20 protein-coding genes, 2 tRNA genes and 1 riboswitch are annotated in these 22,343 nt (G+C 54.4%); of the genes, 12 read left to right on the top strand and 10 right to left on the bottom strand.

Going from position 1 to position 22,343, the window contains the following annotated elements; all coding sequences use genetic code 11:
* The first annotated feature begins 11 nt into the window (after positions 1 to 11).
* From lpdA to H9646_RS02175, 3 genes are all read left to right on the top strand, one after another.
* Positions 12 to 1,868 (top strand): dihydrolipoyl dehydrogenase, encoded by a 1,857-nt coding sequence (lpdA, locus tag H9646_RS02165; protein ID WP_191721673.1) that lies wholly within the window; start codon positions 12 to 14, stop codon positions 1,866 to 1,868.
* A 666-nt stretch (positions 1,869 to 2,534) separates the two neighbouring features.
* On the top strand, positions 2,535 to 3,041 hold the full coding sequence (locus H9646_RS02170) for a bacteriohemerythrin (RefSeq protein ID WP_191721674.1): 507 nt from the start codon (positions 2,535 to 2,537) through the stop codon (positions 3,039 to 3,041).
* A 237-nt stretch (positions 3,042 to 3,278) separates the two neighbouring features.
* Positions 3,279 to 3,428 (top strand): hypothetical protein, encoded by a 150-nt coding sequence (locus H9646_RS02175; protein WP_191721675.1) that lies wholly within the window; start codon positions 3,279 to 3,281, stop codon positions 3,426 to 3,428.
* Between the two features lie 368 nt (positions 3,429 to 3,796).
* Here the strand turns inward: H9646_RS02175 and H9646_RS02180 are convergent, their stop codons facing one another.
* Positions 3,797 to 5,755 (bottom strand): hypothetical protein, encoded by a 1,959-nt coding sequence (locus tag H9646_RS02180; RefSeq protein WP_191721676.1) that lies wholly within the window; start codon positions 5,753 to 5,755, stop codon positions 3,797 to 3,799.
* Between the two features lie 311 nt (positions 5,756 to 6,066).
* Entirely contained in the window at positions 6,067 to 6,702 is a 636-nt protein-coding gene (locus H9646_RS02185) for an HD domain-containing protein (RefSeq protein ID WP_191721677.1), read from the bottom strand.
* A 250-nt stretch (positions 6,703 to 6,952) separates the two neighbouring features.
* On the opposite strand from H9646_RS02185, the gene H9646_RS02190 reads away from it, so the two are divergent.
* The 5 genes from H9646_RS02190 (at position 6,953) to H9646_RS02210 (ending at position 11,456) form a co-directional block, all read left to right on the top strand.
* The gene (locus H9646_RS02190; protein WP_191721678.1) at positions 6,953 to 7,267 is read left to right on the top strand and encodes a hypothetical protein; all 315 of its coding nucleotides are present in this window, start codon (positions 6,953 to 6,955) and stop codon (positions 7,265 to 7,267) included.
* A gap of 291 nt (positions 7,268 to 7,558) precedes the next feature.
* Entirely contained in the window at positions 7,559 to 8,629 is a 1,071-nt protein-coding gene (locus tag H9646_RS02195) for an alkene reductase (protein WP_191721679.1), read from the top strand.
* Between the two features lie 413 nt (positions 8,630 to 9,042).
* Positions 9,043 to 10,401 carry a type II toxin-antitoxin system HipA family toxin gene (locus H9646_RS02200; protein ID WP_191721680.1) on the top strand — a complete coding sequence of 453 codons (1,359 nt, stop codon included), beginning with the start codon at positions 9,043 to 9,045 and terminating at the stop codon, positions 10,399 to 10,401.
* Positions 10,401 to 10,712 carry a helix-turn-helix domain-containing protein gene (locus H9646_RS02205; RefSeq protein WP_191721681.1) on the top strand — a complete coding sequence of 104 codons (312 nt, stop codon included), beginning with the start codon at positions 10,401 to 10,403 and terminating at the stop codon, positions 10,710 to 10,712. The genes H9646_RS02200 and H9646_RS02205 overlap by 1 nt, the downstream gene beginning before the upstream one ends.
* Positions 10,713 to 10,901: 189 nt before the next feature.
* Positions 10,902 to 11,456, top strand: a complete 555-nt coding sequence (locus H9646_RS02210; protein WP_225213919.1) for a hypothetical protein — start codon at positions 10,902 to 10,904, stop codon at positions 11,454 to 11,456.
* Positions 11,457 to 11,651: 195 nt separating this feature from the next.
* Here the strand turns inward: H9646_RS02210 and H9646_RS02215 are convergent, their stop codons facing one another.
* The 3 genes from H9646_RS02215 to H9646_RS02225 all read right to left on the bottom strand — a co-directional run bounded on the left by H9646_RS02215 (position 11,652) and on the right by H9646_RS02225 (position 14,226).
* Positions 11,652 to 12,443: a transporter substrate-binding domain-containing protein gene (locus H9646_RS02215; protein WP_191721682.1), complete on the bottom strand. Its 792-nt coding sequence runs from the start codon at positions 12,441 to 12,443 to the stop codon at positions 11,652 to 11,654.
* 100 nt (positions 12,444 to 12,543) lie between these two features.
* The gene (locus H9646_RS02220) at positions 12,544 to 13,209 is read right to left on the bottom strand and encodes an aspartate/glutamate racemase family protein (protein WP_191721683.1); all 666 of its coding nucleotides are present in this window, start codon (positions 13,207 to 13,209) and stop codon (positions 12,544 to 12,546) included.
* Between the two features lie 102 nt (positions 13,210 to 13,311).
* On the bottom strand, positions 13,312 to 14,226 hold the full coding sequence (locus H9646_RS02225; RefSeq protein WP_191721684.1) for a LysR family transcriptional regulator: 915 nt from the start codon (positions 14,224 to 14,226) through the stop codon (positions 13,312 to 13,314).
* 203 nt (positions 14,227 to 14,429) lie between these two features.
* On the opposite strand from H9646_RS02225, the gene H9646_RS02230 reads away from it, so the two are divergent.
* Together H9646_RS02230 and H9646_RS02235 are read left to right on the top strand one after the other, a co-directional pair.
* Positions 14,430 to 15,764, top strand: coding sequence for a DUF3100 domain-containing protein (locus tag H9646_RS02230; protein WP_191721685.1), 1,335 nt, complete (start codon positions 14,430 to 14,432; stop codon positions 15,762 to 15,764).
* 25 nt (positions 15,765 to 15,789) lie between these two features.
* Complete coding sequence (locus H9646_RS02235; RefSeq protein ID WP_191721686.1) at positions 15,790 to 16,980, top strand: M20 aminoacylase family protein; 1,191 nt, start codon at positions 15,790 to 15,792, stop codon at positions 16,978 to 16,980.
* Between the two features lie 188 nt (positions 16,981 to 17,168).
* On the opposite strand, the gene H9646_RS18340 is transcribed toward H9646_RS02235, so the two are convergent.
* From H9646_RS18340 to H9646_RS02250, 3 genes are all read right to left on the bottom strand, one after another.
* Entirely contained in the window at positions 17,169 to 18,818 is a 1,650-nt protein-coding gene (locus H9646_RS18340; protein ID WP_318244898.1) for a methyl-accepting chemotaxis protein, read from the bottom strand.
* Between the two features lie 164 nt (positions 18,819 to 18,982).
* A complete protein-coding gene (locus H9646_RS02245) occupies positions 18,983 to 19,468 on the bottom strand; it encodes a chemotaxis protein CheW (protein WP_191721688.1) in 486 nt (161 codons plus the stop codon).
* A 162-nt stretch (positions 19,469 to 19,630) separates the two neighbouring features.
* Positions 19,631 to 19,723, bottom strand: a riboswitch (cyclic di-GMP riboswitch).
* Positions 19,724 to 19,976: 253 nt separating this feature from the next.
* Positions 19,977 to 20,663 (bottom strand): TerC family protein, encoded by a 687-nt coding sequence (locus H9646_RS02250; RefSeq protein WP_191721689.1) that lies wholly within the window; start codon positions 20,661 to 20,663, stop codon positions 19,977 to 19,979.
* Positions 20,664 to 20,993: 330 nt separating this feature from the next.
* Between H9646_RS02250 and H9646_RS02255 the strand changes: the two genes are divergently transcribed.
* Positions 20,994 to 21,070 (top strand) — tRNA-Gln (locus H9646_RS02255).
* Positions 21,071 to 21,108: 38 nt separating this feature from the next.
* Positions 21,109 to 21,185, top strand: a tRNA-Gln gene (locus H9646_RS02260).
* A 96-nt stretch (positions 21,186 to 21,281) separates the two neighbouring features.
* Here H9646_RS02260 and H9646_RS02265 read toward each other — a convergent pair.
* Both H9646_RS02265 and H9646_RS02270 read right to left on the bottom strand, forming a co-directional pair.
* Positions 21,282 to 21,788 (bottom strand): GNAT family N-acetyltransferase, encoded by a 507-nt coding sequence (locus H9646_RS02265; protein ID WP_191721690.1) that lies wholly within the window; start codon positions 21,786 to 21,788, stop codon positions 21,282 to 21,284.
* Positions 21,789 to 21,955: 167 nt separating this feature from the next.
* Positions 21,956 to 22,270: a DUF2322 family protein gene (locus H9646_RS02270; RefSeq protein WP_191721691.1), complete on the bottom strand. Its 315-nt coding sequence runs from the start codon at positions 22,268 to 22,270 to the stop codon at positions 21,956 to 21,958.
* Positions 22,271 to 22,343: the final 73 nt, after the last annotated feature.

Consider the following 22,343-nt stretch of genomic DNA (forward strand, 5'->3'; position numbering starts at 1 on the left):
GAGCGCTGCACATGGCAATCATCGATATCAAAGTGCCCGACATTGGCGACTTCGCCGAAGTCGGCGTGATCGAGCTGCTGGTGCAGCCCGGTGACACCGTCACCGTGGACCAGTCGCTCATCACCGTGGAGTCTGACAAGGCCTCCATGGAAATCCCCTCCAGCCACGCTGGCGTGGTCAAGTCCATTGCGGTCAAGATCGGCGACAAAATCGCTGAAGGCTCCGTGGTGCTGTCGCTGGAAGCCGCAGAGGGCGCAGCGCAAGCCGCGGCCCCTGCAGCCGCACCAGCGCCAGCCGCTGCGGCCAGCGCACCCGTTGCAGCGCCTGCTGCACAAGCGCCAGCAGCGCCTGTTGTTGCACCTGCCGGCTCCAGCTACAGCGGCTCTGTGGATCTGGACGCTGATGTGGTCGTGCTCGGCGGTGGCCCCGGTGGCTACTCCGCAGCCTTCCGCGCAGCTGATCTGGGCCTGAAGGTGGTACTGGTTGAGCGTTACAAAACGCTGGGCGGCGTGTGCCTGAATGTGGGCTGCATCCCCTCCAAGGCGCTGCTGCACGTGGCTGCCGTGATCGACGAGGTCAAGCACCTTGAAGTTGCGGGCGTCAAGTTTGGCGCGCCTGAGGTGTCGATTGACACCCTGCGTGGCCACAAAGACAAGGTCATTAGCAAGCTGACTGGCGGCTTGGCCCAGATGGCCAAGATGCGCAAGGTCACCGTCGTGCGCGGTGTCGGCACTTTTGTGGGCTCGCACCACATTGAAGTGGCCGAAACCGAAGGCGACAAGCAAGCGCAAACCGGCAGCAAGAAGGTCATTCAATTCAAGAACGCCATCATTGCTGCAGGCTCGCAAGCCGTGCATCTGCCTTTCATGCCCAAGGACGAACGCGTGGTTGATTCCACCGGCGCACTGGCCCTGAAAGAAGTGCCCAAGCGCATGCTGATCTTGGGTGGCGGCATCATCGGTCTGGAGATGGGCACCGTCTACAGCACGCTGGGCGCACGCCTGGACGTGGTGGAAATGATGGACGGCCTCATGCAAGGCGCTGACCGCGATCTGGTCAAGGTCTGGCAAAAGATGAACGCGCCACGCTTTGACAACATCATGGTCAACACCAAGACCGTGGGTGCCGAAGCCACGCCCGAAGGCATCAAGGTGTCGTTCGCGCCCGCCAAAGACGGCATCACCGTGCCTGAGCCACAAACCTACGACCTCGTCTTGCAAGCCGTGGGCCGCACACCCAATGGCAAGAAGATTGGCGCAGACGCTGCCGGCGTAGCCGTCACCGACCGTGGCTTTATCGACGTTGACATCCAGATGCGCACCAACGTGCCGCACATCTTTGCCATTGGCGACATCGTGGGCCAGCCCATGCTGGCGCACAAGGCCGTGCACGAAGCGCACGTGGCCGCTGAAGTCATCGCCGGTGAATTGCAGGGCAACAAAGAGCTGGCAGCCGCCGCTTTCAATGCCCGCGTGATTCCTTCCGTTGCGTACACCGACCCCGAAGTGGCATGGGTGGGTCTGACCGAAGACCAGGCCAAGGCGCAAGGCATCAAGGTTAAAAAGGGCCTGTTCCCTTGGGCCGCATCTGGCCGCGCCATTGCCAATGGCCGCGACGAAGGCTTCACCAAGCTGCTGTTTGACGATTCACCCGAAGCCCACGGCCATGGCCGCATTTTGGGCGGCGGCATGGTCGGCACGCACGCAGGCGACATGATTGGCGAGATTGCTCTGGCCATTGAAATGGGCGCTGACACCGTCGATATTGGCAAGACCATTCACCCACACCCCACGCTGGGCGAAAGCATTGGCATGGCGGCAGAAGTGGCGCATGGCTCTTGTACCGATGTACCACCCGCACGCAAGTAATTAGCGCTTTCTAAAAAGTGCTTGCAAAGCAAAAAGGCAACCTTCGGGTTGCCTTTTTTATTGTTTAAGAGCTGCTAACACCACCCAGTAAAACGAAGGTTAACGGTTGAGACGCACGCGTGAAGCCGAAAGCAGTACTTAAGTACTGCAAGCAAAACAACGACGTATCAAAGCTTGTGTTTGCTGCTCTAAACCGATGGGGTGATTACAGATGCTTGGAGCTAAGTGCAGGCTGCGATTACTGCCAATGTGAGTTGAAAATCTGACCCACAGCTACGGCGGTGTAGTCGATTAATTTTTCTGAGTTTGAAAGCATTAATCGCAGATTATGTGCAAGAGCGTTGGGTTGTGCTGCCCAGACCAGCTACTGCTGCGGGGCGGGCATAGGTCACTTTTCAGTCAGTCTCTATGGCTTAAAAAAGCAGATACTTGTCCGTTAATATGTAAATATTTTCATATTACGTAACTAATAATAATAGTAAATAATTTTACTTTTAGAAGCCATAGTAAAGAATATGCAATGCGCAGCAATGTCTGGAAACATGTATTACATATAATTTATGTGCGTTTTGACTTAAATCATACGTAAATAATATTAAAGGCATATCGCTTTGATAAATGTTGTCTGGAATTTCAGATGAAAGCGATAAATGAGGAGGTGAGTTTATGGCTATTTTAAATTGGGTTCCTGCCCTCAATATTGGTATTGAAGAAATTGATAGACAGCACAGGCGTATTGCTGATTACATCAATCGACTCTACGCATTGCGCGAAACACCTGACCGAAAATTGCTGGGAGTCGTGATTGCAGAGACCGTGGACTACACCCTTTCACATTTTGCTTTTGAAGAGGCCATGATTGAAGAAGCGGGGTACATGTTTTCAGGGCCTCACAAGCGCGTGCATGAGCTGTTTATACGCCGGGTTACTGAAATACAGCAGCGCTTCGAAGCGGGCGAAGATGTCGCCAACGAACTGCACGGCATGCTGTCGCGCTGGTTGTTCAACCACATTCGCAACGAAGACCGTGGCTATGTGGATACCGTCAAGGCGTACCAGCGCATGCGAAACAAGAACACTAAAACGACCGAGCAGAAAATGAAAGAGGAGATAGTGAAAGAGTTGGAAGAGAAGCACAAACGCAAAGGTTTCTTTGCAAGACTATTTTCTTGAGCCAAGTTATTAAATAATTAAGGCTTGTTAAGTACCATTGCAACTTCATAGCAATATTATTGAAATGATATCTAAATCTTTTTGATATAAAAATGCAGTGGTGATTTATTTGACCTCAATGGTTTGAATCTATTGTTAATTATTCTTCTGGATAATATTGATTATTCAAAAATACATTTTTTGATGTTTGGCAGCTTGGATGCTTGTGGGAAAACGGTGTAGCCGTAGGCTGGCTATTTGCAGTCAATCGATCAGCACATCCTACGCACGCACATTGCAGGCGCAACCGACCCCGAAGTGGCATGGGTGAGCCTGGCCGATGACCAGGCCAAGGTGCAAGGTATCAAGGTCAAGAAGGGGGGGGGCCGCCTCGGGCCTGGGGGCTGACTTTTTCATTGCGTTTTTGATAGCTGAGTGCGCTGCTCGGTTTAGGTCTAAAGAGTGATTCGGCTCTTAATTATTTTTGTGATTGGCTACAGGGTGAAGGAGATGATTTCGCTCACCGCAGGTGAATTATTTTCTGGTTGCGTCAAGAAAGTAACCAAAGATATAACTCTGGCGACGGCTTTCCGGCGGAACTCGCGGCGTTCCTTCGTCACTCTGCTCAAACAGCCACCGAAAATATGATGGACTTCCTAAAACAATCCGCGTCGCTTGCGCGCGCATTGTTCTTGTCCCGGTGTGCCTTTTAGGTGAGTGAATTAATACTTGGTTTTAAGTGTTTTAAAATTAAACAATATTTAGGCTGATTACTTTTAATTGTTTTTATCAATTTTAATAAATCCAGAGAACCAAGCAATAATTATCAAACTAGAAAGCCATCCAAATAGGATTTGTATCCATTGAAACCATCTAATTATGTTTCCAATTTCCATTGTGGAAATTGATTCATAAAAATCTTTCTTATTCGAATTTGTTTTAATACTCCAACTTTTTTCTTGGCCCAAATCAACGAATGGTAGCATTGTATCAATCGAGTAAATTAAAGGGTTGAAGCTTGGATATTCATTTGGTAATTCTTTGCAATAAATCCAATTTTCCTTTGAGCAAATCTTTATATCATTATCTGTGTATACTATTGCTTGATTTGGTGTAATTATTGATCTCTCAGCGGCAAAATAATAGATTAAAGATCCGAAAAATATAAAGAATAAAATGTAGTTAATTAGAAGATTGGGTTTGTATCCATACCCAATAAGATTTTTGTATGCACTAAGAATTAATCTGTTATATCCTGTTGAAATTTCCCTCTTATGATCGCTTATATTAAAAGATAATTCTTTGAATTGATGCTGCAAATTCATTTCTTTATATGACTTTAAAAGTATTGCATAGCAGTCGTCGTGGTTTTTTCTAGTATGACTTATATTTTTGATCCACTTTACTCTTTCTTTTAAATCAATGATTGAGTTTTCAGAAATTAAGCAGTAATTAAAATTTATAAAAATATTATTGCATTTCCAGCTCGTTATTTCATCTTCAAGTATTTTGCAATATGAATTTTTAAAAATGCAATTACTAATTTCATTTACTGTACTCAAGATTAATCTATTGCTAATATCGCAATCTATAATGGCAATAGATTTTTTCGATGAAAAATAATTTATTTTCTCTAAGATAAGATCTTTATGAAAATTAGAGTTTGTAAAAGATATTGATGGATTTTTAGATGAAATTAATTCGATGGTTAAGTTTTTTTGAAATTCACTGTGCGATATTTCTATTAAGTATTCTTCATTTTTTTTGTTAAGGGCAGATGAGTGTGAAATATCCTTTATTTTTAAAATGTCTTGAAATTTACTCGATGCAATTAGCAATCCGCCAGTTAAATGCAGTGAGTTTAATACGGATGGTGAGTTTACTTGACAGTCAAATATTTCAAGTCTTCCGTCGTTTAATATGTAAGAATTTTGTAGATCTAGTATTCTGGAGAAGCTGTTCGAACTTAAATTTATAGATCCATAAATGTTGTTTTTGTGAAATATAAAATTGCATATTTTAGACCTTTGTATCGTTAAAGCTGATTCGCTCTTTCGTAATGAGTGAATTTTACATTTTTCAATAAAAAAGCTATCCTCAATATTTGAGTTAATAAGTTGTATTTGACTTGATATTGTGGATTTTTTTACGTTTATAAATGATTTACACTGTGTTCCATTTAAGTTTATTGAAAACTTATCCTCTGAATTAATTGTAACGGATTCAAAAACTAATGCTTTGAAGCTAGAGTGCTGGAAACTTATTCCACTTTGAAAGCTACTGTCTTTAATGTTTATCGTATCATTGCTTTTAATATCTGTGAAATATAAAATTTTGTTTTTCTTTGTGAATGTATTGTCAATTATGTTTATTTGATTTTTTGTTTCTATTCTTTTTAATTCGAAGTTACCTATTAGATTGTTTTTTAAGAAAATCGCACCATGAAATTTTGAATTTCTAATTACTAAATCTAGTATTCTGCAAGATTTAAATTGCAGTGAGTTTTTAAAGGATGATTGATTAATTTCAAACCTTTTGGGGAAGAAGCAATTTTCAAAAATAAGGTGACTATTAATTTCTTGAGATTCTATACTTATGAGTTCATCTATAAAAAAATTTTTAAAAATAAATGTATGTGATTTTATTTTTTCTTCTATCTCTTTTTTGGTAATTTTTTTTAAATTTTGAAATTCAACGGGCCAAGCATTGTATTCTTTAAATGATTCCGAGTTCATGTTATTTGTTTTTAATTAAAGATAGATGGTGTTATTTAATTTGCTGATGAATGTAGGTATGAAATTTTACTTTTTCAAAAAATTCAGTATTTTATAATTTTTATATCGCTAATTGGTAAATGAAGTGAAAATCGATTTTTAACTGAGTAGAAGTGAAATCTATCACAAGCTTACAAGCACGAGAGTTTTTTATGAATGCGGTTGAGACAAGCTGATATGCCCGGTGCTCATTATTATCGCGTACAAAAGGGTTAATCTTTAAAATTTGATAGCTGCTAGCGCAGGCTGCATAAGAGATATCGGATATTTAGCTATGAACCCCTATAGCTTGTTTGCGGTACGCAGCGTAAGTTGTTACGGGCAGCTGCTTCCAGTATTTCGCGGAAGTGGGCGGTGCTGTAGATGCGCGCACGATCTAAAAAGCCCTGCAGCACAGCACGCCGCTTTTCCACAAAAACTTCCTCCGGCACCCACGCATATTCCTGCCGAATCTGCCGCTCATACTCGGCAAAGCGTGCGACGGCAGCTCCCAGAATGGCCAGGTCAATATCGACCAGCAAAGCTGCATCGCCCGCCAAGGGCACGGCAGTGTGTTCGGTGGCCATGATCAGCGCATGCACACGGGTTTGCACTTCGACGCTCACGCCTGCGGCTTGCAAGGTGGCAACCGCCCAGTCAGCGCTGCGCGCTTCGTTGTCATGTGCTTTGACGTCATACACCGCATCGTGGAACCACAGGGCAATGGCAATTTCCGCAGGGTGCTGCGCCAGATGGGCACTGTCGCTTTGCAGTTGCAGGCATTCAGCCAGATGCTGCAGCGTGTGGTAGTGGCGTTGTGGCTCGCTGTAAGCCTGCAATAACTGCTCGTACAGGCCCAGCGGCGGGGTGTGTTGCAGCTCATTCCAAGCGCGGAGCCAGTGGTGGTGCAGGTGCTGCAAGTCGGGCATGGTACAGAGCAGGGTGAGGTGTGATGGCGAAGCCTAGCGCAGTGGTGGTGAAACGAAAAGTGCGCAAGCCAGAGCGTCTGAGTAAGCGCCACTAACAATTACACTCGATGTGTTGGTGCTCTGCCTTACTGAGGCGAGGCATATGACCGCATACAGTCTGCGGCTTCATGCCTGTCTAGAGTGCTAATTTCAATTACCGCAGCCGTATGTGCGGCTCCAAGACCCGCTTTAAAGCAAATATCTACCTCCCATGAACCAGCCATCGTCGTCCCCCTCTCTTTTTGGTCTGAGCTTTGGCTGGGCGTATGCATTGGCGGCGTTTACCTTGACCATTACCAGTTGCCTGCCGCTGGCCTTGCTGGCCACCATGGCGGGCGGTGGCACGGGGGCAGAGCGGGCCAATGCCTTGATGGCGTGGTTGCCCATCATGGCGGCTCTGGTGGCTATTGCTTGCGCGGTGTTCTTTTTCACCACCTTGCGCCAGCGCGTGGGCTGGCAGCGGCATGTGCTGATGGCGATGTGGGCCTTGTCGGCGCTGGGCATGGTGGGGTGGTGGAAGCTGTAAAGTTCGCGACTCTTTAGGCGCGCATTCGCAAACAAGGCAGCCGTTGGCTGCTTTTTGTTTTAATAGTTTTCATAGCTGCTTGCGCTTATTGTGTAAGGGTTAAGGGTTGATTTGGCTTCAATTCCGCAGCGACCAATGAAGGGTGCTGTGCAAGCTGCAGCGATTGCGTGAACGGCGCTCTTGAACTCTTTGGCTCCAGCACCATTTGTGACTGACAGCGCGGCGGGTGCCGCGTTCTCAATTTTTTCTGGCGCTTGGCGGCGCTGGATTTTTCACTGTCTGATTGCTCCCATGTCCCAACTCCAAACGCCTTTCCAGATTGGTTCTGTCACTTTGCCTAACCGCGTGGTTCTGGCTCCGCTGACGCGTATGCGCGCCTTTGAAGGCCGTGCGCCGGGGGATTTGCAGGTGACGTATTACCGTCAGCGTGCGGGTGCCGGGCTGATCTTGACCGAGGCCACTTCCGTATCACCCATGGGTGTTGGCTACCCCAACACGCCCGGTATCTGGTCGGCTGAGCAAGTAGCAGGCTGGAAGCGCGTGAACGACGCAGTGCACGCTGAAGGCGGCCATATTGCCCTGCAACTGTGGCACGTAGGCCGTATTTCTGACCCCGAGCTGCTCGATGGCCAGCTGCCCGTAGCCCCCAGTGCGATTGCTGCCGAGGGTGATGTGAATGTGCTGCGCCCCAAGCGCCCCTACGCCGTGCCGCGCGCGCTGGAGACCGAAGAGGTGGCAGCGGTGGTGCAGGACTTTGTGCAGGCCGCACGCAACGCCAAAGAAGCGGGCTTTGACTTTATTGAAGTGCATGCCGCCAACGGCTATCTGTTTGACCAGTTCTTGCACGACGGCAGCAACCAGCGCACCGACCAGTACGGCGGCAGCATTGAAAACCGTGCCCGCTTCTTGATGGAAACGCTGGATGGTCTGCTGCAAGTGTGGCCCGCCGAGCGCATTGGCGTGCACCTGAACCCCATGAGCAACACGCACAGCATGAGCGACAGCAACCCTGTGGCCTTGTTCACCTACGTGGCAGAGCAGATTGCGGCGCGCAAGCTGGGCTTTATCTTCTCGCGTGAAGAGCTCAAAGACGGCGTGCTGCCTATTGGCCAGCACATGCGCAAGGTGTACCAGGGCACGTTCATTGCCAATGACGGTTTTACCGCCGAGCAGGCCGAAGCCGTGATTGCCAACGGCGCTGCCGATGCCGTGGCCTTTGGCCGCGTCTTTATTGCCAACCCCGATCTGCCCGAGCGCTTTGCGCGTGGGGCGGAGCTCAATGCACTGAACCCCAGCACGATCTACAGCGCTGATGCCACGGGCTACACCGACTACCCCGTACTGGAAAGCAGCGCGGCGTAAACCCAAGGCGCTAACCCTCTGCGCGGTTGTGAAGTGCAGAAGGTTCAGACATTAAGGCCAGCGTGTTCGCTGGCCTTTTTTGTTGCTGTGATGATTTGGGTAGCAGCCTGTGCATGCGAGCACCGTGCACAGCCTGCCGAAATGATGGTGGTCATGCGCGCTGCGGTTGCCGGGTTAGCGCTCGTTCAAGCATGTTCGTTTGAGTTTTAGAACATCAACGTGTTTTGTATTTGAGAGTTTTTATATATAAACAAAGTCTGTTTGTGAAGGCAATTTGTATAGAAAAATACTTAAATAGATGACGATTAAGGTGCTGCAAGGCACTGATGGTAATTAACCACAAACAGGCATTTCAGTATTTTTCTATACATACTGTGCACGTTGATGCATCTAACTTGTATAGAAAACCTCCAATGAATACTTGTACATTGCAAATTCATGCGCAAGGCCAGTGGCACGATGTGGCGTCGGTGTCGCTGTGGGGTGATGCCGCGCAGGGCTGGCGTGCCAAGACCTATGCGGGCTATGCGGTGGATTGGTCGGTCGATCAGTTTGGTCAACGTGATGCGCATGCGCTGAGCGTGAACTACCCCGTGGGGTTGGAGCCGCTGGAGTGCGCGCACTGGCCGGTGTGGCTGATGGACATGCTGCCACAGGGCTTTGGCCGGGCCGAGCTGCTGCGCCGCCTGGGCCTGCCCACTACGCTGGAGCAGGCGGGCGACTGGCCCTTGCTATTGGCTGGCGCTGGCAACCCGATTGGCCATATGCGGGTGAAAGAGGCTGCCCAGTGGCTGCATGCACAGTCTGCGCAGTGGGCGACGCAGCCCGGAGCCATGGTGCGGGGCTTTGCGGTGGATGAGGTGTCTGCCCGCGTGGAAGAGTTCAGCGAGCATCTGGCGCAGCACGGGCTGTTTGTGGCGGGCTCTTCGGGGGTGCAGGGCGAGTGGCCCAAGCTGCTGCTGACGCTGGACGACGCAGGCTTGCTGCATCTGGACCACACCTTGCCCGATGCGCAGGCGGCCAGACACTACGTCGTCAAGTTCAGCCGGGGCAGTGATGCGGCACTGGCGCAAATTTTGCGGCACGAGCCGGTGTACATGGAGCTGGCGCGCCTGCTGGGCCTGCGTGTGCACGGACCGCTGCGGCTGGAGGGCGGGCGTGTGCTGTTCATTCCGCGCTTTGACCGCCGCGTGCAACTGACGGCACAAGGCCGCCGCGTCAAGCGCCTGGCGCAAGAGAGCATTGCCTCGCTGACAGGGCACAACGGTTTTGACAGCGTGCCCAGCCATGATGCGGTGTGCCGCGCACTGGTGGCGCACTGTACAGACCCACAGGCCGAGGTGCTGGAGTACCTGCGCCGCGATGTGGCCAACCTGGCACTGGGTAACAAGGACAACCACGCGCGCAACACCGCCATTCAGCGCGATTTTGAGGGCCATGTGGCGCTGACACCGCTGTTTGACTTTGCCCCCATGTACCTGCACCCCGACGGTATTGCCCGACGCATTCGCTGGGAGGGCAACGACAACGGCCAGCCAGACTGGCCGCTGGTACTGGATGCCGTGTGCAGTCCAGACAACGACCCGCAAGGCAAACTCAACCGCACGGCGCTGGCGCAGGGCCTGGCCGCCATGGCTGCCCCGCTGGCGCAGCTGGCCGAGCAGGGCGTGGCGCTGGGGCTACAAGCCGATGTTCACGCCCATCTGCAGCGCGGATTGGGTGCAATGGCCGAGCGCATGCACGCGCTTGCAGCGGTGCAAGGAGATGAATGATGGACAAGCGCTACAACACCCTCAGCCTGCCCGAGCAGCTCATGCTGCGCAAACAGGCCATTGACGATGTGCTGGCCCACCCGGAATGGACGCTGCAGCAGTCCGTGCGCCACCTCAAGCGCACCATGCGCCTGACCAGTGCAGAGCTGGCCAAGATGGCGGGCATCAATGCCAAAACCCTGCTGGACATTGAACAGGGCCGCAGTCTGGGCACGGTGCAGACGCTCAACAAGGTGCTGGGCGTGCTGGGGCTGAAACTGGGGGTGGTGTCCAGGAGCACTTCCCCGCTCAAAGATGCTGCTGGCGGGTGATTGATGCGTTTGCGTGCGCACCAAACCCCCTGCAGCACATTCACCGCCGTTGTTGCAATCAGCGGCTGCCCATCCCCAGAGCGCAGGTGCCATTGCGCTTTGAATATGTACAGAGGCTTTCGTGCAGATGAATACTGAACTGGATGTTTTGAGACGCCCCCTGAAGGCTGTGCTGGCGGAGGCGTTTGCATGAACCGTTTGCTGGTGTCGGTCAAGTGGCTGTCTTTGGCGGCGTGGTGCGTTGCCTTAGTGGCGCATGTCTGGGTACTGCTGCACTGGCCTGTGCCTTCTGCCGTGGTGCAGCACCTGCACAGGGTGCAAGTGGGCATGACCGCAGGCATCTTTGTGGTGTGGTGGCCCACGGCCTGGGTGGCGCAACGCATGACAGAGCGCCATGGCGGCAGAGCTGGTCAGGGTGTTGTTCAGTTTTCGTGGTCGGAGGCGCTGCAGGGGTGCCCGCCATGGATGCGCAATACGGCTTACGGCCTGTTCATCTACACGTTCATCAATTTCTTTGTGAGCTTTGGCATGGGTCTGACGGGGGCTGGTACGGGAGACGCACTGGGCCGTATGCGCATGTTTTCGGGGCTGTGGCTGCTGTTTTATGGTCTGGCCTTTGCCATGATGTATTCCACGCTTCGCACACCCAGCTTGATAGGCCAGCGCAGTTGCAGTGCAGGCCATGCTGTCAGGCGGGGCGACAACTTTTGCGGCCAGTGTGGGCAGCCCATGCCGCCGCAGTAGCCTGCCCAAATGGTGCAACCCACCAATCAAGGTGGTGCGGTTTTTGGTGAGTGGTGAGTGGTAAGTGGTGAGTGGTGAGTGGTGAGTCAAAAAAGTATAAAAAAATAGCTGTCAGCGCTTGTTGCATAAGCGCTGACAGCCAATTGGGTTGAGATGCGTGGAGCCGCTGTGTCTTTTGCGCAGCCTGTACAAGCTTTACAGAGGCAAGTCACCCGCAGGCTGGCCCAGCCATTTTTTGGACAGGCGATCCAGTTCACCGTTTTGCTTGGCCTCCAGCACGATGGCGTTGATGCGCTCCAGCAAGGCAGCTTCGCCCTTGGCGACGCCAATAAAGTTGGGGCTGACCTTCAGGATCAGCTTGAGTTCGCTGTCCAGCTTGGCGGCCTGTTTTTTGATGGCGTCGCCTTCACCTGCGCTGGTGGCAATGGCTTGCACCTGCCCGGTGACAAAGGCCGAGACAGTGGCAATGTGGTCTTCAAAGCGGCGGATTTGCGCGCCTGCAGGGGCCACCTTGGTCAGTTCTGCATCGGCCATGGCCCCGCGCGTGACCGAGATGGTTTTGCCGCTCAGGTCATTCCAGTCCTTGATAGCCAGAGCTTTTGGAGCGAACAAGGCCTGAAAGAATGGTGAGTAGCTGTGCGAAAAGTCCACCACCTTGGCGCGTTCTTCGGTCTTGCCCAGCGTAGAGATAACGATATCGACCTTGCCGGTCTGCAGGTAGGGCACGCGGTTGGCGCTGACCACGGGGATCAGCTCTGCCTTGGCGCCCAGCTTGCCTGCCACGTAGCGGGCCATGTCGATATCCAGCCCTTGCGGTTTCATGTCAATGCCCACCATGCCGTAGGGCGGGTAGTCGGTCGGGATGGCAATACGCACTTTCTTGGTGCGTTCAATCTGTTCAAGCACACCGCTGGCATGGGTGGCACCGCTGACCAGGGCGGTCAGGCTCAAGAGGCTCAAGGCAAGTTTGCGCAATGTAAGAGTCATGGCTGTGAAGGCGAGGGTGGATAAACAGGGTGTATCAAAAGGGCGGAGGAATAAGCCGGTGCTGGCTCCAAGGGTGGCCAAGGCGTGCCAAAGTGGGCCGTCAGTGCATCTGCGCCGACAGTGCGTTGTGCAGCCATTGCGCGGCGGCGTCGAGCGGGGCAATCAGGGGCACATCCATGCTGTGGGCCAGCGCATGCGCAGTCTGACCCAAGGGGCCTCCGCCAATGACGACACTGCGCGCACCGTCAACGTCTACGCATTGGTGCACGGCGTGGCGCAGTTGCTGCTGCAGTGCGCTGGCGTGTGCGACCAGTTGCAGCGGGTTGCCCTGGGTGTAACGCGCGCCGGTGTAAAGCTGGCCCAGCCCCAATTGCTGGGCCTGGGCATGCATGACGGCCTCCAGATCGGGGGTGGTGGTGGCTATGCCAAAGGGTTGCCTGCTATGGCTGGCCGCGCGCATGGCAGCTTCGCCAATGCCGACGGTGGGCACGCCGGTGGCGCTGCGCAGCCAGTGCAGTGCCGGATCGGCAAAGCAGGCCAGCACTACGCCGTGCCACGGGCCTTTTTGCTGGGCACGCAGCCAGCAGTCGGCCACCTGCTGGGCGGCTACTGCCAGTTGCGCTTCGTTGGTAATCATGGGCACACCCTGCGTGGCGGTCATGCCGTGGACCGTAAAGCCTGCGGGCAATTGCGCCTGCACCAGTTGCACCATCATCTGGGTGGTCTGCGTACTGGTGTTGGGGTTGAGCAAGAGCACAGAGGGCATAAATCAGCGCATGGGGTTGGTGTACCAAAGCTGTATGCAATTTCTAAGCCAGTGTGAGTGCGGCCACGCAAAAAGGCGAGGGGAGCACCAGTTGCGCAGCGCTTATTTCGCTTCGCGAAAAGCCTGCATGCCTTGCAGGCAAAACTCCAGAAACCGGTTGGCTGCCGGAGAGAGCTGGCGGCCTGTGCGCGTGATGAGCTGCATCTCTGCGTGTGTGAATGCAGGGTTGTTAACGGGAATGGCGCGCACCGTGCCCTGGGCCAGTTCGGTGGTGACGGCGCACTGGGGCAGCAAAGTTACGCCCTGGCTGCTGGTGATAAAGCGCAGCAGCACGCTGATGAGGTTGCTGGTGAGCGCTGGGCTGAGTCGGATTTTCTCTGTCTGCTCGGCATATTCCACCAGTTGCCGAATGCCGTAAACGCCTTGCAGCAGGGCAACCGGCCAGTCGGTGAGCGCCTGCAGTGTGGTGCTGGTGGCGCTGCTCAATGGGTGATTGGCCGCCACAATCGCGTGCATGGGCTGGCGCACAGTGCTGCGCGCGGTGATGTGGCTGTCGGCAGGCGCGTAGTAGACCAAGCCAATTTCTGCATCGTCTTCGCGCACGCGGCGCATGATGTCGTTGGTGCCATAAATCTCCAGTGCAATCGACACTTGAGGGTACTGCGTGCGAAAAGCGCGAATCGGCCCTTCAATCAACTCCTGCGCAAAGCCTTCGCCGCTGACTACGCTGACCGTGCCACTGTGCAGGCCACGCAGGGCGTCAACCTTGGCCAGCATGTCGTGCTGGTGGGCAATGTGCTGGCGGTAGTAATCCAAAATGAGCTGTCCCGCCTGTGTGGGCACCACACCGCTGCGATGGCGCTCCAGCAAAATCAAACTGAGCTCTTCTTCCAGCAGGCTGATCTGCCGGCTGACGGCAGAAGGCACGATGCCCAGCTTCTCGGCGGCATGGCGCACGCTGCCGCAGGTGACGGCTTCATACAGGTAACGCGCTCGGGAGTCTTGAAATGCAGGCATGGGTATGCACTCAACGTGAATGGCAGATGGGCAAGATTGTGTTCTTTTTTTTAGAACAGAAAACAAAATTTAACGCAATCGAGGCACGGATATAGTCTTTGCCAGTTGCGCGGGAGGGGTGTTTGCGCTCTGACTAAGCTGTCCCACTATTCATATCAACCGCGGCACGCAGGCGTTTGCGTGTCCGCAAAAAAGGTCTTCCGATGTCTAAAACCTTTCAGCCCGACAAGTCGGCCGTGAAAATGGGTAGCGTTGTGCAGGTGTTTGCACTGGCGCTGGTAATTGCTGCTTTGTCTGAGTGGATGGGACCGCTGCCCATTGAACTGGGTATTGGCAAGGTGGTGTTGCTGCCCATGATCTGGGCACTGCTGATTGGTTTGGTGCTGGGCTTGCTGCACCAGCGCTTGCCACGGCCTGTGAAGCTGGACCTGCATGGCCAGCACTTTGCTGCAGCCGTGCTGTCGTGCGCGCTGTTCCTGTTCATTGCCAAGCTGGGTCTGCTGGTGGGTGGCTCTTTGCCACAGTTGAGCAAGGTGGGCTGGGCGCTGGCGCTGCAAGAGCTGGGCAATCTGATTGGCTGTATTTTGCTGGGCATGCCGGTGGCATTGCTGCTGGGTATCAAGCGCGAGGCCATTGGTGCCACGTTCTCGATTGGCCGTGAACCCGGTCTGGCCATTGTGGGTGAGCGTTTTGGCATGGATTCACCCGAAGGCCGTGGCGTGCTGGCCGAGTACATCACCGGGACGCTGATTGGCGCCATTTTTATCTCGCTGCTGGCGGGGCTGGTGACCAGCCTGAATATCTTTCACCCGTTCGCACTGGCCATGGGCGCTGGTGTGGGTTCGGGTTCGATGACTGCCGCTGCAGTAGGCGCGGTGGCCGCGCAGCACCCTGAAATGGCAGACCAGATCGCTACTTACGCAGCGGCGGCCAACCTGATCGCTACGACGCTGGGCACATATCTGACGCTGTTTATCTCGCTGCCTTTGGCTGTGCGCGCCTATCGCTGGCTGGAGCCGATCCTGGGCCGCAACCGCAAAGCAGTGGCCATTGACAATGGTGCAGCGCAGCAACCTGTGGATGAAGTGCACACCCCGTACCTGAAGCTGGGCATGCGCTTGCTGTCTTGGGTGATGGGTGGCCTGACGGTGCTGATCGCCAACCGTGTAGGCCATGGCATTCCCATGCTGGATGCGCTGCCCGGCGTGGCCATCATGATTGGTGTGGTGCTGGTGGGTGACCTGATTTATCTGGGCACCCGCCGCAAGCTGCCTGCTGTGTGCTGGATCTCTTTTGTGGCCATGGCCATGACCTTTCCCAGCACGCCTTATGCCGCAGAAGTGGCTGCGTTGACTGGCAAGGTCAACTTCTTTGCCATGATTACCACCATGCTGACCTTTGCCGGCCTGTCGCTGGCCAAGGACATTCCGGCTTTCCGTCGTCTGGGCTGGCGCATTGTGGTGGTCTCGCTGCTGGCCAATGCGGGCGTGTTCCTGGCTGCTGCTGCCATCGCCCAGTTCTTTGTGGGCAGTCTGTAAAGCGCGATACAAGAAGGTCGAAGCCATGAACCATGCTGACAACGATTTGAACTGGCCCTTGCAGGAGACCCTGCAGGCCTGGCGCCATGATTTTCACCGCCACCCTGAAACTGCGTTTCAGGAGCACCGTACCAGCGCACGTGTGGCAGAGCTGCTCAAGGGCTGGGGGCTGGAAGTGCATACCGGACTGGCTGGCACTGGCGTGGTGGCCGTGCTGCGTGGTGCACGCGGACAAGGCCCATCGATTGGGCTGCGCGCCGACATGGATGCGCTGCATGTGCACGAGCTCAACAGTTGCGAGCACAAGTCAGTCAACGAAGGCCGCATGCATGCCTGTGGCCACGATGGTCACACCACCATGCTGCTCGGTGCTGCCCAGACACTGGCGGCGCACCCGGACTTTGCTGGCGTGGTGCACTTTATCTTTCAGCCTGCTGAAGAAAACGAAGGTGGCGCTCGCGCCATGATTGAAGCGGGGCTGTTCGATCGCTTTCCCATGCAGGCCGTCTACAGCATGCACAACTGGCCGGGCCTGCCTGCGGGGACTGCCGCGGTGCATGACGAAGCGGTGATGGCAGCGTTTGATATTTTTGACCTGAGCCTGACGGGCAAGGGCTGCCATGCGGCCATGCCGCATCTGGGTAAAGACGCTTTGCTGGCTGCATGCCAGCTGGTGACACATTTGCCAGCGCTGATTGCACGTGAGCAAGAGGTGCACAAGCCTGCCGTGCTGAGTGTGACCAGCTTTAACGCGGGGGACACTTACAACGTGATGCCCGAAGTGATCAAGCTGCGCGGCACGGTGCGCTGTTTTGACATGCAGCAGCGCGCACGCATTGAGCAGCGCTTTCGCGATGCCATCAACGCCACCTGCACTTTGCATGGACTGCATGCCGAGCTGGACTACCGCGTGAGCTACCCCGCCACCATCAACAACCCGGTGCATGCGCAGGTGTGCGCCGATGTGCTTGAGCAGGTACTGGGTCAAGGCCATGTGCGCCGCGACTTGAAGCCCAGCATGGCGTCAGAGGATTTTTCGTTCATGGCGCAGGCATGCCCGGGCGTGTACATCTGGCTGGGCAACGGGGAAGACAGCGCCTCGCTGCACAACCCCAAGTACGACTTCAATGACAGTGTTCTGCCATTGGGAGTGCAGTACTTGGTGAAACTGGTGCACGTCATGCTGCGTGACGGCAAGTTGCCTGCGTCAAGCTGAAAGGCGTGGCCGCAGCGCCAGGGCCTGCCCGCAAAAAAGCCAGTTCTGTGACTGGCTTTTTTTGTGGTCAGCGGATTGAATTTAATAGCTTTTAGCGCCCATTTGCTAAATGGAGTGCAAGGGTTTTGAGTGCTTAAACCTTGTGGTTCAAGCGCTGCACCTGATGCACCAGCTGCTACGCAAGGGTTTTAGAAGCTTTCCCATTCGTCGTTGGAATGGCTGGCAGCCGCAGTTGCTGGTGCTGGGGCTGGGGCTTTAGACGTGGCGGGTGTTGGCAAGCCGGGTGCCGCTGATTTTCTGGCCGCTGCGGCGGCAGGGGCAGGGCGTGCCACGCTTGCGGTGGCAGGTGCCATGACAGGGCGCGCATTTGCGCTGGTGCTGCGCTGGGGTTGTGGCTGTGGCTGAACGCTCAGGCTGCCAGTGTGTGCCAGCTTGAATACAGCGACAGCCTGCACCAAATCCTGAGCTTGGCCGTTCAAGCTGGTGGCGGCGGCAGACATCTCTTCGACCAAGGCCGCGTTTTGCTGGGTGGCCTGATCCATTTGGGTCACTGCTTCGCCCACCTGGGCCACACCCGCGCTTTGTTCTGAGCTGGCTGCGCTGATTTCGCCCATGATGTCAGTCACGCGGCGAATGCTGTTGACCACCTCGTTCATGGTGGTGCCAGCCTGATCGACCAAGGCGGTGCCTTGCTCTACGCGCTGGACGCTGGCCGTGATGAGGTTTTTGATTTCCTTGGCGGCTTCTGCAGAGCGGCCTGCCAGGCTGCGCACTTCACCGGCCACCACCGCAAAGCCACGGCCTTGCTCACCAGCGCGTGCGGCTTCCACGGCCGCATTCAGCGCCAGAATGTTGGTCTGAAAGGCAATGCCGTCAATCACGCTGATGATGTCGGCAATCTTGGTGCTGGATTCGCTGATGCCCTTCATGGTGTCCACTACCTGGGCCACGACCTGACCGCCTTGCACCGCCACATTGGAGGCATTTTGTGCAAGCTGGTTGGCTTGCCTGGCGTTGTCGGCGTTTTGCTTGACGGTGGAGCCGAGCTGCTCCATTGAGGCAGAAGTTTCTTCCAGTGCGGAGGCCTGGCTTTCGGTGCGGGCGGACAGATCTTGGTTGCCCTGTGCGATTTCCGAGCTGGCGGTGGCCACATTGTCCGAGCCCTGGCGTACGGTGCGCACCACCTGAGAAAGGTTGTTTTGCATGTCACGCAAGGCGCTGCGCAGCTGGCCAATCTCATCACCACTGTGGATTTGTACTTCCTGGCTCAAATCGCCTGCACCAATGCGCTGGGCAATGGCACGGGCACCTTCCACGCCCTTGGCAATGCCGCGTGACAAGCGCCAGCTGATGAGGGCAGCCAGCGCCACGGCCAGCAAGCACAGTACGAAAGCCATCTGGTAGAGCTGACTGAACATGGATTTGACCTCATGCTCGGCGGTAGCCACGGCATTGGCTTCACCATCTACCATCTCTTGTGTGGCCTCGATATAGGCTTGCGTGGCAGGGATAAATTTAGTCTGCACAAAGTTCTGCACGGTCTGGTTATCCGAAGCGATGCGCATCTGGTTGACCTCTTCGCGGGTGCTCAGCCAGACCTTGCGCAGATCACCCACTTTCTGGGCGCGCTGCAGCGATGCGGGGCTGTCCTGCGCGGCGCTCAAGAAGGCTTTTTGCTTTTCGTCGGTCGAGCGCGAGGTGGATGCCATGGCTTCTTTGAAGAAATCCAGCATGGCATTGCCATCAGAAAAACCCACGGCCAAAGAGCGGGCCGAGTTTTGACGCACATCACCTTGCCAGGCGCTGGCAATTTTGAGCAGTTCCGAAGATCGCTCCATCACGCTCGTGGCTTGGGATACTTTTTCTACCTGCCAAGCTGCTGTTGCGGCAGTAATCAAGAAAACCAGAATTACCAGGGCAAAGCCCAAATTTAATTTGTGCGATATTTTTAAATTATTCATGACTGTCTCAGTATTTTTTGCAAAATCTAATTTTTGATTTGTTATTCAGAAATAGCGGTAGAAGATTGGGCGATGACACCGATTTCAGCGCTGGTCATAAATTGCTCAATATCCATCAAAATCAGCATGCGGGTGATGTCAGCCTGGGCGATGGTGGCGATCCCGACAATATGCTGTGAGGCAACCGCATTGCCAAAATCGGGTGCAGCCTTGATTTCTTCGGCTTTCAGGGCCACCACGTCTTGCACGGCGTCCACCACCATGCCCACCACGTTATTTGCCACATTGAGCACAATCGTGACAGTCTGGTTGTCATACGCGGGAGTGCAAATGCCCATCTTGATGCGCAAGTCCACAATCGGGACAATCGTTCCGCGTAAATTCAAAACGCCCAGTATATAGGCCGGGGCATTGGCGATACGGGTGCAAGTTTCATACCCTCGAATTTCCTGAACTTTCAGAATATCGATGCCATATTGCTCACCACCGAGTTGAAAGCTTAGATACTCGCCTGCGTGCTGTTTCATAGTGTTTGATTTTCTTTGTGGTTTGAGAGCAAGCATTGGGAATGCATACAACCATGTGCTTGCGTTTATCAGCAAAAATCAAGGCCACGAATTCGCAGGATCACCACTGTCGCTCCAGTATTGCCCGGAGTGTCTCAGCACCGTGTAGTGCGCATTCCTGAAAATTGCAACCCCGCTATCTTTTTCTGCTGAATGCAGAAGGAGGACCGGAGGCTTTGCGACCTTAGCTTTCGCTCAAGTGTGCCAAACCTGCCATCTTAAGAAGAATTAAAGTGAGGCTGTGTGAGCACTTTTTTTCAGGCTTATGTAATTTATTTCAAGTGACTTTTATAGATCTGCTGCACTGAAACAGTTTTCGCAGAACATTGCAGAGAAAGAAAAAGCGGCACTGGTCAAGCTTTCTTTCTGCTAAAGAAAGACGGCTGTGCATCCAGCATCGCTTGATACCTTCTTTGAAAACACCGACAGGCTCAACTGCTTGCCGGTGTTTTTTATGGCAGGGCGAGCGCTAGGATGCTCGCTTGCGCTGCTGAAGCCAGTGGCCAAGGCCCAGTACAAAGGCCGCACCACAGGCTGCGGCGATATAGCGCAGGGCAGGGTATTGCTGGCTGACGGAGGTGAGCAGGTGGTCGTTGACGATGGTCTCGCCTGCAACCCAGCCAATCAGGCCGGCCCCCAGCATGACGATCCAGGGGAAGCGTTCCATCAGCTTGATCATCAGGGTCGAGCCAAACAGCACCAGCGGAATGCTCAGGGCCAGACCAAAGATCAGCAAGCGCATATCGCCTTGCGCTGTGGCCGCGACAGCGATCACGTTGTCCAGACACATGACCAGATCGGCCAGCAAGATGGTGCGAATGGCCACAAAGATGCTGCCCCTGGGCTTGCCGTTGCCGGATGTGGCGTCGGCGGCTTCTTCGCCCTTGAGCAGGCCCACACCAATCCACAGCAGCAGGGCGCCTCCCAGAATTTCCAGCAAGGGCAGCTGCATCAGCTTGGCGGCGACCACCGTCAGCGAAATGCGCATCACGATGGCAAAGCCACACCCCCACAAGATGGCCTTGCGCTGCTGCTCCGGCGGCAGCGCCCGGGCTGCCAGGGCGATGACGACGGCATTGTCGCCAGACAGGATGACGTCGATCCAGATGATCTTGAAGATGCCGAACCAGAAATCGGCCGTCAGCAAAGTTTCCATGGCCACCAGTTTAGACAGAGGGTGTCAGCAAGTGTTGCAGGCCAGCGCCATGTATTCGTGCCCGTTATGGGCATGCTTGCGGCGCTTTACAAGCGCTGTGCGAAAGCGCATAGGCGCGTAGGCTTGTAACTGCGTGCACAGTTCGCTTGTGATGCGTCTGACCGGTGCGAAAACTGCGGGAATGCGGGCTAAACAGCCTGGTGTGCGTAAAAATTGTGCACCGCAGGTGCGGGCTTGCTGAAAAGTGAGCAAGCGAGTGCGGTTTCTGTGCAAATTTTGCTGTTTTTCATTTTTTCTCCCAAAAAGTAACGGCATAATCGCTGCTTCTCAAGGGGAGTCGCCAAGTTGGTTAAGGCACCGGATTTTGATTCCGGCATGCGAGGGTTCGAGTCCTTCCTCCCCTGCCAGATTCGTGCAGGTATGTTCATTCAGGCCCGCACACCGTAGGGGAGTCGCCAAGTTGGTTAAGGCACCGGATTTTGATTCCGGCATGCGAGGGTTCGAGTCCTTCCTCCCCTGCCAAAATTTCAAGCCCAGTTCGTGAAAACGTACTGGGCTTTTTCTTTGGCCGTGCACGCAGCAGTACAGTGCCAAATGCATTGCAGTGCCGGTGACGGTTTACGCGGTGGCTTCAAACGCTGCGTGGTACTGCACCGTGCCCTGGGGTAATGCAGGCCCAAAAGACAGGGCCTGAAAATATTCAGGGGGAACGCCGGGCAGCTCAAGCCCCGGGTGAACGGCAAAGCCGAAGCGGCTGTAGTAGCCGGGTTCGCCCAGCACTACGCAACCCATTGCACACAGCTGCTGTAACTCTGTCAGCGCAGCCTGCATCAAGGCCGAGCCAATGCCTTGACCTTGGTGCTTGGGCGACACCGAGATGGGGCCGATCCCGAACCAGCCCTGAGCGCCAGAAGAAATTGTGACCGGTGAGGCAGCCACATGGCCAACGATGTCTTCATTGAGCACGGCGACCAGCGAAACGCTCAGCTGCTGGCTGCGGCGCAATGCGTTGACGATGCAATGCTCGGTGTGGCTGGAGTGTGCTGCGCTTGCAAAAGCTGCCACTGTCAGCGCTGTGATGGTGGCAATGTCCTGGGGCTGTTCGTTGCGAATGTGCAGGTGCATGGTGTTTGTCTTGAACGCAGCACTCAACGCTGTGGCGTTGAACGGAGCGCCTTCAGGCGCAAGTTACGTAATCCGCCTGACTCGCCCCTGCACCGGATGCGGTGACTGGTGATGCAGTGCCAAGGCATGCGGCTTCACCAGCCACTGTATGGGCAGGGGGGGCTTGTTCAGCGGGCAATCAGTTTGACGTCGTAGGTCTGGCCAGAGGCAATGACTTGCAGCAGGCGGTCAATATTGGGGTGGCTGCCCGGGTGCTGGCGTGCGGACTCGGTGTGTTCCGCAAAAAGCTCCAGCCCTTCCTGGGCTGCCGCTACGTTGATACGGCCATGCTTGGCAGCCAATGCTGCATACAGGCGCACGGAGCCAGCTTTGCCCGGCACATTGGCAATGGTGGCGGCAACGTTGCCTTGTGCATCTATCAGTTGCAGCTCAGCCAGATGGTCGATGGGTGGCAGTTGTTGCAGGTTGTCGGCGAAGGCCATGGGGAACACTTTCTGTCAAAAAAAAAATCTGGGGAAAAACTCAGTTTACGCAGCCTGGCAGTGACTGTGCAGG

This window comes from Comamonas avium (assembly GCF_014836675.1).
GTDB classification, from domain to species: domain Bacteria; phylum Pseudomonadota; class Gammaproteobacteria; order Burkholderiales; family Burkholderiaceae_C; genus Comamonas; species Comamonas avium.